Source organism: Desulfosporosinus sp. FKA (assembly GCF_002196785.1).
Classification (GTDB): domain Bacteria; phylum Bacillota; class Desulfitobacteriia; order Desulfitobacteriales; family Desulfitobacteriaceae; genus Desulfosporosinus; species Desulfosporosinus acididurans.
The window spans coordinates 59,178-72,543 of the sequence record NZ_NAHZ01000010.1 but is presented as its reverse complement, the minus strand read 5'-3'; the positions used below and the strand labels follow the sequence as shown (position 1 = coordinate 72,543).

The 13,366-nt window shown below is 41.8% G+C and carries 11 protein-coding genes; 5 read left to right on the top strand and 6 right to left on the bottom strand.

What is annotated here, in order from left to right:
- Positions 1–95: 95 nt before the first annotated feature.
- From B5771_RS01360 to B5771_RS01340, 5 genes are all read right to left on the bottom strand, one after another.
- Positions 96–995: a formate/nitrite transporter family protein gene (locus B5771_RS01360; RefSeq protein WP_088185923.1), complete on the bottom strand. Its 900-nt coding sequence runs from the start codon at positions 993–995 to the stop codon at positions 96–98.
- 207 nt (positions 996–1,202) lie between these two features.
- Positions 1,203–2,372, bottom strand: a complete 1,170-nt coding sequence (locus B5771_RS01355; protein WP_047811858.1) for a cache domain-containing protein — start codon at positions 2,370–2,372, stop codon at positions 1,203–1,205.
- 176 nt (positions 2,373–2,548) lie between these two features.
- The gene (locus tag B5771_RS01350) at positions 2,549–3,469 is read right to left on the bottom strand and encodes a helix-turn-helix transcriptional regulator (protein WP_088185976.1); all 921 of its coding nucleotides are present in this window, start codon (positions 3,467–3,469) and stop codon (positions 2,549–2,551) included.
- 190 nt (positions 3,470–3,659) lie between these two features.
- Complete coding sequence (locus B5771_RS01345) at positions 3,660–4,886, bottom strand: ATP-binding protein (RefSeq protein WP_088185922.1); 1,227 nt, start codon at positions 4,884–4,886, stop codon at positions 3,660–3,662.
- Positions 4,876–5,553, bottom strand: coding sequence for a response regulator transcription factor (locus tag B5771_RS01340; protein WP_088185921.1), 678 nt, complete (start codon positions 5,551–5,553; stop codon positions 4,876–4,878). Before B5771_RS01340 ends, B5771_RS01345 begins: the two co-directional genes overlap by 11 nt.
- Before the next feature lie 149 nt (positions 5,554–5,702).
- Between B5771_RS01340 and B5771_RS01335 the strand changes: the two genes are divergently transcribed.
- Complete coding sequence (locus tag B5771_RS01335) at positions 5,703–6,251, top strand: hypothetical protein (RefSeq protein WP_088185920.1); 549 nt, start codon at positions 5,703–5,705, stop codon at positions 6,249–6,251.
- Positions 6,252–6,326: 75 nt separating this feature from the next.
- Here the strand turns inward: B5771_RS01335 and B5771_RS01330 are convergent, their stop codons facing one another.
- The gene (locus B5771_RS01330) at positions 6,327–6,923 is read right to left on the bottom strand and encodes an alpha/beta hydrolase (RefSeq protein ID WP_088185919.1); all 597 of its coding nucleotides are present in this window, start codon (positions 6,921–6,923) and stop codon (positions 6,327–6,329) included.
- A gap of 1,006 nt (positions 6,924–7,929) precedes the next feature.
- Here B5771_RS01330 and B5771_RS01325 point away from each other — a divergent pair.
- From B5771_RS01325 to B5771_RS01310, 4 genes are all read left to right on the top strand, one after another.
- Entirely contained in the window at positions 7,930–8,709 is a 780-nt protein-coding gene (locus B5771_RS01325) for an enoyl-CoA hydratase-related protein (RefSeq protein ID WP_088185918.1), read from the top strand.
- Between the two features lie 35 nt (positions 8,710–8,744).
- A complete protein-coding gene (locus tag B5771_RS01320; RefSeq protein WP_088185917.1) occupies positions 8,745–9,611 on the top strand; it encodes a 3-hydroxyacyl-CoA dehydrogenase family protein in 867 nt (288 codons plus the stop codon).
- A gap of 190 nt (positions 9,612–9,801) precedes the next feature.
- On the top strand, positions 9,802–11,202 hold the full coding sequence (locus B5771_RS01315) for a sigma 54-interacting transcriptional regulator (protein ID WP_088185916.1): 1,401 nt from the start codon (positions 9,802–9,804) through the stop codon (positions 11,200–11,202).
- 324 nt (positions 11,203–11,526) lie between these two features.
- Positions 11,527–13,341: an acyl-CoA dehydrogenase gene (locus B5771_RS01310; protein ID WP_088185915.1), complete on the top strand. Its 1,815-nt coding sequence runs from the start codon at positions 11,527–11,529 to the stop codon at positions 13,339–13,341.
- Positions 13,342–13,366 lie beyond the last annotated feature (25 nt).

Below are 13,366 nucleotides of genomic sequence, written 5' to 3'. Positions count from 1 at the left end.
GATTTCTTATTGAGGGAAATCTCGGCTTATTCGTAACAGATTAATTTCGTTTTTTCTAATATCCTATTATGGAAATTATGATAGGTTGCTAATTACTATTTCCCGGGGTTCATTTCTAACTCATGACTTGTTAAGGACGATAGGGAAGCCTTTTCGGCCGCAGATTTTCTGTAGATAAACCAGTAAATCCCTGCTACAAATACGCACCCTCCGACAATGTTGCCGAGAGTCACCGGAACTAAGTTATTAATAACGAAGGTCTCCCAGTTTAATCCTGCGAGGACCTGTGGGTTGAGGTGAGAGGCTGCCGCCCAGCTGGGGTTTGACTTTGCTAAGATTCCGGCAGGAATATAGTACATATTGGCGACACTATGTTCAAAGCCGGAAGTTACAAACAGCCATATTGGAAAGAAGATGGCAAACATTTTCCCCAGCATATCTTTGGCCCCATAGGCCATCCAGACTGCTAAACAAACCAGCCAGTTGCACATTAGTCCCAGATAAAAGGCTGAGGAAAAAGAGAGTCCAACTTTATAGGAGGCGATTTTAATCGTAATTCCTCCCAGGAGACCGGCACTGCTGCTAAATAATCCGGATTGAACCATAAGGTAAGCAATAAATACGGAACCAATGAAATTGCCGATATAGACGAAAAACCAGTTTTTAAGCATTTCCATAATTTTGATTTTACCATCAAAAACACCAGCCGAGATTAGGGTATTACCGGTGAATAGTTCTCCTCCGGCTAGGATAACGAGCATAAGTCCAGTTCCGAAGATAGCGCCGGCTAAAGTTTTACCGAGCCCATAGGTCTCTGGTTTGGCAAATAGATTAAAAGCTGCCATGTTTGAGCCTTCTGCTGCAAAAGCTATAAATACTCCTGCTAAAATGCCTAAGAGGATCTGTTTCGGTATAGGCAGTGCAACTTTTTTCATACCTGTCTGGATTGTGGATTCGGTGATTTCCGCCGGTGTTAAAAATCCCTTTGTCTCCATAATTAGCCACTCCTTTACTTAATCTCCAATAAACTTTCTCAGCACTCAGGGGGAGAGTAGAGAGCTGATTAAGTTATTTTTAGTTTAGAGCTAATTATCTGAATTGTCTTGTTTGTGAAAATTTAAAAAGTGTTTTTATGAATATTGTAAGTAAGGAAAATATTCTAATTTAATTATGTAAATAAAGAAAAAAAGCCCAATCGGGCTTTATAGCGAGATAAATAGTTTAACTGGGCGGCCGACTCGGCCATATTTCTGTTCAGACTTTACTACACCTTGTTGTTCAAGATATTCAAGATAACGACGGACGGTAACTCTTGTCAACTTAACCTTTTCGGCCACTTCTTCGGCAGAAAGAGGCCGGTGAGTAGTTTGAATGAACTGTACGATATGTTCAAGGGTCGCCTGATTTAATCCTTTGGGTAACTCCTCTTCACAAAGAGAATCAGACGTCGGCGGGGAGTTTGCCATTGAGGTCGGATTAGAGACGTCAGTAAAGCCAGTAGGGGGGGCATAGAATTCATCGTCTGCTTCCAAGTCAATTTCGGGGGGATTACTCTTAGACCCAAAATTATTTTCGAAGGTATCTGATGTCCGATTCAATTCATCCGTTAATGATTGGATTTTCTCAACCATTTGATTAAATGCGTCTTCTAATTCTTCGATTTCCTTTGCTCCGGAGACTTTAATTTTTTCGGTTAAGTGTCCCGTTGCCACATCTCTGGTTCCCAGTGTAATATCGTGCAAGGGATTGATAACAAATTTTTGCAGGAAGAACCAGGCTATAAGGGATACCAAGAATGTTAAAGCCAATCCTAAGACTGCGAGAGTCAGCAGCGATCCGGTAATGGTTTTTTGATCGTAGGCGTGGGAAATTCCAACATAAAACATTCCTATAATAATACCGTTTTCGGCTCGCAGGGGCATGTATCCGGTTTCATACCACTGCCCAAGGACGTTAGCCTTGCCGATAAATGTTTGGCCATCCTGCAAGACGGTTTGGGCCACGCTGGCCGAGACTTTGGTCCCGATGGCTCGCTCGTCGTTCGAACCACGAACTGTCGTAGCTACTCTCGTGTTACCCAAGAAAATAGTAACAGTATCTCCGGTAAGGGATGATAAATGATCAACTAATTGATTATTTAGGTTAATTTTTACAGACCCTTTGTAAAGCTCTCCATTTTGGACAGCCCAAGTACCGGGGTAGGTTTTATCAATTATTTCTTCACAAGTTGCTAAATCTGTTTGGGCCTTTATAAAAGCGGCTGCTTCAGCTTTATCTTTCATATACCAGCCGAGGACAACGATAAAGCATGCTGCTAATAAAACGAGGGAACCCAGCAGCAAGATAAGAATTTGTTGTTTGAGTGAACGCAAATAATCACCTCTTCGCTGATAACTAATAATTAAGAATAAATTCGCGATTAATATGGAAATACCTTTTTAACCGGATCAAGAATACGTAGTGTTTCGGCGAAAAGAGTGACTAAAAAATTGAACCATCGTGATTCCACGATAGTTCTTCTAAAGGGTATTATAAGTACAGGGTATGTTTAAACTTCAGCAATAATTTGTCCCATGAGAGACAAATCATATCCTCCAATCCCCGAAACTTCGTTTTGAAAGGCCGGTGACTTTAGGATGCTCATTAAGGCCTGAAAATGTGGACGTTCCAAATCTTCTTGGCGGATTACAAGATCATAGCGCTCTTTCTGTAAGGGGATAAAATCGAGACCATTAACTTGCATGGCAACTTTCTCGATCCCTAAACCAACATCTGCTTCTGATCGGGCGACTTTACTGGCAATGGCCAGGTGAGTCATTTCCTCATCACCATACCCATAAATATCCTGACGGCGAATTTTTAGAAGTCTTAACTGCTCATCTAATAATACCCTTGCCCCTGATCCTACTTCCCGATTAACAAAACGAACTCCGGGTTTCGTTAAGTCAGTCCAGGTTAAGATATTTTTAGGATTCCCTTTAACAACATAAAAGCCTTCAACCCGATAAAGTAAGTTAATGATGTAGGTCGGTTGACCTGGCAGAATCCTGCGCACATAAGGAAGATTATAATCATTGCTGTCGCTGTCCCATAAATGGACTGCGACAGCATTGGCTAACCCGCGGTAAAGGGACATTAAACCGTCAATACTTCCCACATAACGGCGTAAGAAGCGCACGTGGGGAAATTGTTTTTCTAAATAACGAGTTAAAATATCTAAGACGATATCTTGGCCGCAGATAACTAAGGCTTCTGCTGAGGAATCCTGTTGCTGTACATCTGGCAGCTGTGCAGACACCCCTTTCAGTTTTTGTTTATAACTTTCGATGTCTGCGCCTTCTACTCGGACTTTACGTCCAATATGGTAAGCCTTAAGCTCGCCTCGTTTTATGATTTCATAAACAGTAAATTTAGAAATCTTAAGGATTTTAGCAACTTCTTCGGGAGTGTAAGAAACATCGTTTGGCATTATAAACTGCACCTATCTCTCCTCAAATGTTCTCTGTTACGTATTAACTAAAATTGAATTAAGCATAACGTTCTATCCGGATTGTAAATTTATTATAGCATATCGTAAATTTAAAAAGATTACCCTATCGAGTGGTTAATTTTTTTAAGGATGATAAAAGGTTATCATAAGAGTACTACGTTTAAGTTTTCTAAGATTGGTAGGGAAGGTTAATTACAAAGGCGGTTCCTTTTCCGGGGGAGCTGGTGACCTTAATTCGGCCATGGTGACATTTAATAATCCAGTCGGCAATAGCCAGACCTAGTCCGGTACCTTCTCTTTGCTGGGAGCGGGCAGGATCGGCGCGATAAAAACGTTCAAAAATTTTTGTCAAATGTTCTTGGGCAATTCCTTCTCCAGTATCGGACACTGTAATTTCGGCATGGGTACCCCAATTTTGCAGACTTAGGGTAACTTGTCCTCCGGGGTGAGTGTATTTAAGGGCATTATCCAAGAGAATAACAATCAGTTGTTTAATTCTGTTTTCATCGCCATAATAATCTGCGGCAGTATTCAGCGAAGCTTCTAAAGAAATGCCGTTCGTTTCAGCCAGCGGTCTAAAGGATTCGAACACTTCATTCAGAGCTGCTTTGAGAGAGAACATTTGCGGGTTTAAGGTTTGCTGCTGGGAATCTGCCCGTGCAAGAAAGAGCAGATCGTCAACTAATTTGGACATGCGACGTATTTCAATCAGGCTGTAGTCTAACCACTTTGACTGGCTGGCCACGGTTTCCTCGGGATTTCCCTTGACAATATCTAAATTAACCTGAACGACGCTCAGAGGGGTTCTCAGCTCGTGAGAGGCATCGGCAACAAACTCCTGTTGGCGCTGCCAGGAACTTTTTATGGGTGCCATCGCTCGATCAGCCATAAATCTGCTGCCGTAGTAGGCCAGCCCCAGACAAACAAGTCCGCCTATAGAAAGAGTCAGCAGAAGTTCTTGAAGAATATCTTTATCTCGTTCAAGATCAACAAAGGTAATTACATAGCCTGGACCTTGGTTGAGGGGCATTTTCAAATAGGTGTATGTTTCATCATTGACTTCTACTTCACCTCGGGAATTAGATTTGTGAAATGCCTTATCGAGTAAGGGGGTTAATTGGGCGAGAGGCATGGGGAGGCCAGAAGAGGTATAAGTGACTTTGCCGGAATTATCGGTTTTAATATAAAAGTATTTAGCGAGGTGCTTGTCGTGCTCTCGTGGATTGACGATGGTGCCTGAACCGGCTTTGCCGGCAATAATCTGCATTAATTGCTGGGATTGGTTAATAACTTGAATCCTCATAACAAAAAACGTGCCAATGATAAAGATTAGCAAGAGAAAAGCCATGACACCAACATTAATAAGTGTTAATTTAAGCCTCAATTCACGAAACATCGGGCCCCTCCTTCAAACAGTAGCCGATTCCTCGTACTGTATCGATTTTTAAGTTTGGTGAATTTAACTTTTTGCGCAGGTAATGAACGTAAATTTCTACGTTATTGGCTTCAACATCCGAATCAAGCCCCCACACGCGGTCAAGTATCTGTTCTTTTGTTATGACTTGCCCGGGGTTACGCATAAAGAGCTCTAAAAGCAAGGATTCTTTCAACGTTAGCTTGATCGTCTGGTTATCATTCATTAATTCACAATGAAGCGGACGAAAGGTAAAGCCACCCAAAACTAGTGTTTCACCTTGAATTTGACCTGGTCTTCTCCCTAAGGCTCTTATTCGTGCCAAAAGTTCGTCTGTTGAAAAGGGCTTGATAAGGTAATCATCCGCACCTGCGTCCAGTCCCTCAATTCTATCTTGAATAGAATCTTTAGCCGTTAATAGCAGAACAGGAGTATGGATGCCTTGGTGACGCAGGGATTTTAAGACAGCAACCCCTTCTTTGCGGGGCAGCATTCGGTCAAGGATAATTAAATCGTAAACTCCTGTTTCAGCCATAGTTTGCCCGGTTTCCCCGTCATAGGCGGTGTCTACTCCATACTTATTCTTTTTGAGAATGTAGGCCAAAGCCTCCGAGAGCCTTGGCTCGTCTTCAACTAATAGTAATCTCAAGATTTTCACCACCTTGTTTTAGTTTAAAGGAACTACCTTTAAATTTCCTTAGTTTTTCTGGGTTAGCCCGCATATTATACAACTCGTTTTGGATAAAGTATAGGATAGGGTTAGGGTTAGGATTCAATGTCATATTTAAGGAGGCAACTATGCAACTAAAGAAATGGCTGATCAGCGCTGTGATTGTGTCCGTAATGATCTCTCTAACGGGCTGCGCCAAGAATCAGCAACTCTCAACATCAACTCCTCTGCCAACAAGTGCACAACCTATGGAAGGGCATCCGGCGGAAGACTCTGATACGGTTGGCGATAAGGGAAGTCAACAAGCTGTAGAATCTAAAATAAATGATTGGTTGACTAAAAACTACCCCGGCAATTGGAACGTTGTTGGAACTACTTTAAGTAAGGGGAATTACATTGAGAACGGTCACTATAAACTAGTGGATGGTATAGAAACTCTGTTTCCAGGAACCATGGGCGTCTCAATTTTTGTTGGCGAAGAGCGAATTTCCTCCAGCGTTAAAAAGGGTTCAGAACGCGTCTTGAAAGGTTTTCCGACACCTGAAAAGGTTGGGGAGGTTCTGAAAAGCGGTAAGGCAACAAGTTCCCTGAGCAGCGGTTATCTTAAAGTTTATATTCCTTTTCAAGCCGGAGGTAAAACGGTGGCCGTGTTGACGGTATCAGTCTCACACCAATAGAAGTTTGTATAAATTATATACAATTAAAAACCTCTCAGCTCTTTTGGCAGCGGAGAGGTTTTAACGTTAAAGGCCTTAACGCAGAAATAGCAAAATATTTTGAGAGAATGTTGCCATATCGTCGAAATAACAAGTATGACCGAGATGATCAAAGGTTAATAATTGACTGTTAGGAATCTTGTCTTTGAGAAGTAAGGCATAGTTATAAGGCGCAATTTGATCTTCTTTTCCCCAAACAATAAGGGTCTTGGCTGCTATTTCATTTAATTGTTTTTCATATTGGTCCACGTTAATACTATCAATTAAGGTCAAGGATAAAAGCAGCTCTGGGTACTTAATAGCAAACTTTAAAGAAATTTCCCCGCTGAAGGAGGGGCCAATCAGATGAAAGGCCGGCAGGGTAAGCTGCTTTGAAAACTCGAAAATAAAATCCTCAAAGTTCTTTTCCGTCGGAAGTTTCTCTGACAATCCATAACCTGGAAGATCCAAGGCGAGGATCTTATAATTTTCTTTTTCAAGTTGATCAAGTAGACCGGATTCCTGCCAGTCTTTGGCGGAAAACCGCTTGCCATGGAGCAAGACAACCCAGCCGCCGGGATTTTCAGCACCGCAAATTAGATAATGAATCATGCTGCCTTGGAAATTGACAAACTTGTCGACAGGAATAGTCATGAGAATAACCTCTTTTCTAAATTATAATGCTTAAATTTGGTCCTGAAGTAGTTCTACAATTTAACAAAATCTCCTCTAAGTAAGTGAACTCGCTTACGCTAAAGCTGAACATCGGGGCTTCAGATACAATAATGTCCAGTGGACATTATTGCCGAGCCGCCTTTCCCAATGGGAATACTTAGTGGCGAAGGAGGACTCTACCCCACCTGAAGTTAACGAGGGACCCACCCACTTACAGAAGCGGGGGTCTTAAAAACTGGATAAAAGAGCCTATAGTAATAGTCTTAATATTTATGTTTTATGGATTAAACATACTTCAAATCGCCGGTTAGGCGATTATATTTTTCTTGGATTAAGCTAAGGGTTTAGGCCATCGCAAAAGTGCAATACGAATCATAGAATACAGTATAAGTCAGGTTCTCTTTATCCCAATGATCTGGGAATTAACATTTATGTTAATAGTTGCTGGCATTGTATTATTTATCGATTATATGACAAGAAACGATTAGATAGATTTCAGCGTACCTTTTGGCCAAAAATCACATTTAAAATTGCTTAGATTCAGAGAATACATGTCTATCTTGATAATTTAGTATCAATTATATACAAGTTCAAAACCTCTCTATTCTCACAGCCGAGCTAGAGAGGTTTTTGATTTATATAGTCATGCTCACATTTGAGCAGTATATCACGATGTGAAAATAGCTATTCTAACTAAACAGGTCAGACAGGAATAGTTTACTTTTGAAACTTAAATTAAATATTTAAGCCGCATTTAGTTTTATTTACATACAGAGATTCTTAAACCAATGGATCAAAGCTCAAAACCAATGACTAAGAAACCGTTATATCAGACTAAGCGGTTTGCTAAATTTAGTAGATTATTAGGTTTCAAGAAAGTATTTTTAACGATTAATTGTGAGTTGGCATGGTTTTTGTAATGGAAATGACTGAACAGATTTTTTAGATAGTAAAGAGAGCTAAAACAATTTAGGAGGTAGTGGAATTGGCGTTCGAAACAATTCTCGTGGAAATCGAAGAAGGAATTGCAACCATCACTTTAAATCGCCGGGATGTGCTGAATGCTTTAAACAGTCAGGTTTTTACTGAGTTGGCTGAGGCAGCCGAAAATTTGGCTGTTGATGATTCAGTTCGAGCAGTCATCATTACCGGCGGTGACAAAGTATTTGCGGCCGGGGCAGATATTAAGCAGATGGCCTTACTTGGTGCTGTTGATGTTGCTATAGGTCTCAGGCCATCAAAGATAGCCTTTGAGCGGCTGGAGAACATGCCTAAGCCGGTCATTGCAGCTATTAATGGTTATGCTCTTGGCGGCGGGTGTGAATTGACCTTGGCAGCTGATGTTCGTGTTGCCGCTGATAACGCTCAATTTGGTCTGCCGGAGATTAAGTTGGGGATTTTACCCGGCGGAGGAGGGACTCAGCGTCTCCCGCGCTTAATCGGAGCCGGTAAGGCGAAAGAATTAATCTTTACCGGGGATCTAATTAACGCGGAGGAGGCTTTAAGGGTTGGCCTTGTGAATAAAGTGGTCCCCGCAGATCAGGTCTTGGCAGAAGCCAAGAAAATGGCTAAGAAATTTGTTTCCAGAGGAGCTGTGGCCTTAAGTCTGGCGAAAGCGTGTATTAATGAAGGACAGCGCATGGACTTAGAAATGGGTTTAGAGTATGAACATAAATGCTTTAGTTTATTGTTTGCTACTGAGGACCAAAAAGAGGGCATGAAGGCTTTTGTCGAAAAACGAAAACCAAACTTTCAAGGGAAATAATAAGTTTATCCAGTTTTGATGAGGAGATGATCCAATTGAAATTAGAAGACATTAAAACAATCTGTGTAGTTGGAGCGGGCAACATGGGCCATCAGATTGCCCTGTGCTGTGCTTTAGCCGGTTATAACGTTGCCTGCACGGATATAAGTCAAGATATGTTGGACAAAGCAGAGGCCTTTGCCAAATCCTATTTGCCAGAACGGGTGAGTAAAGGGAAATTAACGCAGGAGCAGGCAGACAGTGTTTTGGTGAAGCTGAAGTTTACTGCGAGTTTAGAAGAAGCTGCCGGAAAGGCTGATTATGTTATTGAGGCAGCTGTGGAAAAAATGGATATCAAGCGGAAACTCTTTGCTGATTTAGATCGAATTGCTCCGCCGCAGGCGATTCTTGCCACGAATAGTTCCTATATTGTCAGTTCAAAGATTGCTGATGCCACGGAGCGTCCCGATAAAGTTTGCAACATGCATTTCTTCAATCCGGCTTTAGTTATGAAACTCGTGGAGGTTGTTCAAGGACCTCATACTTCTGCCGAAACTGCTCAAATCACCATGGACTTAACTGCTAAACTAGGCAAGATTGGTGTTTGGCTTAAGAAAGAAATTTATGGTTTTCTGGTCAATCGGATATTATCGGCTTTGGCGCAAGAGGCGATATTCCTCGCTGACATGGGAATCGCCACTCCCCAAGAGATTGACCTTGCAGTGACGAATGCCTTGGGTCATCCTCTGGGGCCTTTCCGTTTAATGGATCTAACTGGAATTGATTTGAGCTATTATATTAGTATGGAGCGTTTTCAAGCAACTGGTGATCCGGCCGATCGTCCTTCCCCTATCATTGTAGAAAAGTATATCAAGAAAGAATGGGGCCGCAAAACAGGTAAAGGGTTTTATGAGTATTCCTGAAAAAGTAAGCGCTGGCCTTCTTATCGGTGAAATCATATTGAAAATAATGACAATGATTTAGGGAGCTTGAGCAAAAGCTCCCCTTTTGTTCCGAACTAAATATTTTGACTATTTAAAATTATTGCTTTACTTCATTTGTTTTGATTCTATATAATAATGCTAAACGATGGATAACAAGTGGGGGATAAACATGAGTACCGGAGTCCAGGCTGTCACAAGCAGTAATTTTCCGCAGTGGAATCGAGAACTTTTATTCCGGATTATGGACAACATTCATGATGTAGTACTTGTTATTGATACGGATACGACCATAGTCTATGCGAACGAAGCTTATGCGAAGATACTGGGGGTGCCTGTAGAAAAAGTGTTAGGACGCAGGTTGGATCAGATCGAACCTAAGGCCGAAGCGATAACGTTAATGCGCAGCGGAAAGTCCTGTCATATGGGGAGGGACTATTTGGACTCGCTCGGAATTGATGTTATAGGAAGTTCCTTCCTTTTAAACGATGGCCAGAGAATCATGGGCTGTGTTTCGATCTTTAAAAACATTTCCGAAGTCATAGAATTGAGCCGCGAGTTGGAGCAGACAAGAGGTCTGGCCGATTATTTAAAAGAGCAATTAGAACAATGGGAGCAATTGCCTCTATCCTTCAAAGAATATGTAGGACAGAACAGCTCTTTAAAAGAAACCTTAGTCTTAGCAGCCAAGGTTGCCAAAACAGACAGTACCGTACTAATTCGAGGAGAAAGTGGTGTCGGTAAAGAGGTCTTAGCCAAGGCGGTACATAACAGCAGCCGAAGAAAAGATAAGCCGTTAATTAAAGTTAATTGTGCTGCGATACCGGACAATTTGATTGAAAGTGAACTCTTTGGATATGAAGATGGCGCTTTTACGGGCGCAAAAAAGGGAGGAAAGCTCGGTAAGTTCGAGTTGGCTCATAGCGGTACTATATTCTTGGATGAAATCGGTGATATGAGTATTACCATGCAGGCTAAATTATTGCGTGTCCTGCAGGAAAAAGAGTTCGAGCGGATAGGCGGAACTAAAACGATTAAAGTTGATATCCGGGTGATTGCCGCGACAAATCGGGATTTGGAAAGCATGATTCAAGAAGGCACTTTCCGGCGGGATTTGTATTATCGTTTAAATATTGTTCCTCTTAATCTTGTTCCGCTAAGAGAACGAAAGGATGACATTGTAGCTTTAGCTAAAACCTTTCTGAATCGGTATGCTTGTGAAGTAGGCCGTGAATTAACGCTTTCTTCTCAAGTTCTGAGGTTTTTTCAGGAATATGACTGGCCGGGCAACATTCGTGAAATGCAAAATGTACTCGAACACGCAAGTATTGTTTGCAGCGGTACAACTATAGAAATGTATCATTTGCCGAAACAAATTCTCCACCTTAATGATGACCAGTTAAGCGCCAAGAATAAGTCCCAAACAGTGAAGGAAATTGTGGCGGCCTTGGAAAAAGAACTAATTCTTTCGGCCTTAGCAGCCAATAAGAATAATCGAACGAAAGCAATGAAAGAATTAGGATTTTCTCGGCGAGTATTTTACGATAAATTACATCGTTATGGGATTAACTGAGCGGGATGACTATTAAAAATGTATTGTACGTTTTACGCACTATAGGTTTGGAAAGGAACTATTTTTTGTTTCAAATTCATACACGTTTTGCTGAGTCTTCTAAGATCATGCGCTCTTTAGAAGGCCTTTTTTATCTGGTTTTTAAGCCTCCCGCTTCTATAAGTGGGAGTGGTTCAGGTCACTTGGCATGGATATTGCTAGTTAAACTATTAAGAATATTTAATTTTTTTAGAAAAGGAAGTGTAAACCCAGCTTTGGTCAAAAAAATAATCAATATCAGAAGTCATTGATGGTACTACTATTTTGTGGAAAGGGTGAGTTATCTTGGCGAGTAATTTTATTTACAGCAATAAGGATCATAAATTTATTATCAAAGAGTGGTTGGACGGAAAAAAGATTCTAGGCTTAAAACGCTATCGAGATTATCTTTCCATTGAGGATGTCGATGGAATCCTCGATCAATCCCTGAAAGTGTGTAAAGACGTGGTAGCTCCCACAAATGATGATGGTGATACGATTGGGGCAAGATTTAACGATGGGAAAGTGACTGTTCCACCCTCGTTTCACAAGGCCTTCAGATTCCTCCATGACAACGGATGGGGTGCCAGCAACAATGATGTGGATGGTGAGGGAGCTCTTCCGGAAATCCTTAATCAATCTGTTCGTGAATATATTATCGGGGCTAATCCGTCCATGTCCCCCTATATTGGCTTAAGCGGCGGTATTGCGGCTGTAATCAAGACTTTTGGGTCTAAGGAACAAATCGCTCTTTATACACCAAAAATGTTTGCGGGAATCTGGGAAGGTACAATGTGCTTGACTGAACCCGGAGGCGGTTCTGACGTGGGGGATATGACATCCAAAGCGTATCCCACTGATGATCCTCTAGTTTATAAAATTAAGGGCACTAAATGTTTTATTACCGGAGGAGATCATGATCTAACGGAAAACATAATTCATCTGGTACTGGCCCGTGTTGATGGAGCTGCTCCCGGTACCAAAGGTTTGTCCTTATTTATCGTTCCTAAAATTTGGGTCAATGAAGACGGAAGTTTAGGTGACCCCAATGACGTCGCTACCGTGGGGATTGAACATAAAATGGGTCTTAAAGGTTCGGCGACAGCAGTACTCAGTTTTGGCGAAGAAGGTAATTGCCGAGGTATTCTGTTGGGCAGTGCTCCTGATGAAAAAGGGGTGGGCCAAGGTATGGCGCAAATGTTCATGATGATCAATGGATCCCGGATGGATACCGGGCATAGTGCTCTGGCTGTGGCGACAGTAGCCTATAACAATGCCGTTAATTATGCCAGAGAGCGCATTCAGGGGCGTCCCATTACCAATCCCAAAGGTGATCGCGTACCCATCATTCAACACGAAGATATTCGGCGTATGTTATTAACTCAGAAGGCGACCTTGGAAGCTATGCGGGCCATGATCTTTAAGGGCTATTATTATCTGGATTTAATCCAACATGGGGATGATCCTGAGGATATCCGTAAAGCTAAACGTTCAATTGAAGTTATTACGCCTTTGGTTAAGGCATACTGTTCAGATCAAGGGTGGCTGATGATTACCGAAGCCATTCAAGTCTTAGGCGGCTATGGCTATACCGAAGAGTATCCTATTGCGCGTCAAGCCAGAGACGTAAAGATTTATTCGATTTGGGAAGGTACTAATTTTATCCAATCCATGGATCTTGTAGGACGCAAATGGAGACTAGACAATGGCAATATTTTTAAAGAGTGGATGATGGAGTTGGCGGCATTTGTCCAGACCAACCAAAATCATAGTACCTTTGCCCACGAATTTGCAGTTTTAGGAAAAGCGTTAATGTCTTATCAAGATCTTGTGGGCACCATGCTGGGTTATTTCAAGGAAGACATCAGGCTGGTTCCTCTCTATAGCACGAGAATTTTGCGCATTACGGCTGAAGTATACGGAGGCTGCCTGCTAATGCAGCAGGCATTAGTTGCTCAAGAAAAGCTTGCTCAAAAAACTGCTGATCAGGACTTCTATAAGGGAAAAATTCAGGCGGCGAAATTTTACGTTCTTAATATCGTGCCCGACGTGGCGGCGACAGTACGAATTATTAAGGAAGCTGATACTTCGGCTATGGATATCCCAGAAGCAGCCTTTTAAAGTTAGTTAACAGAAACGAGAGGAG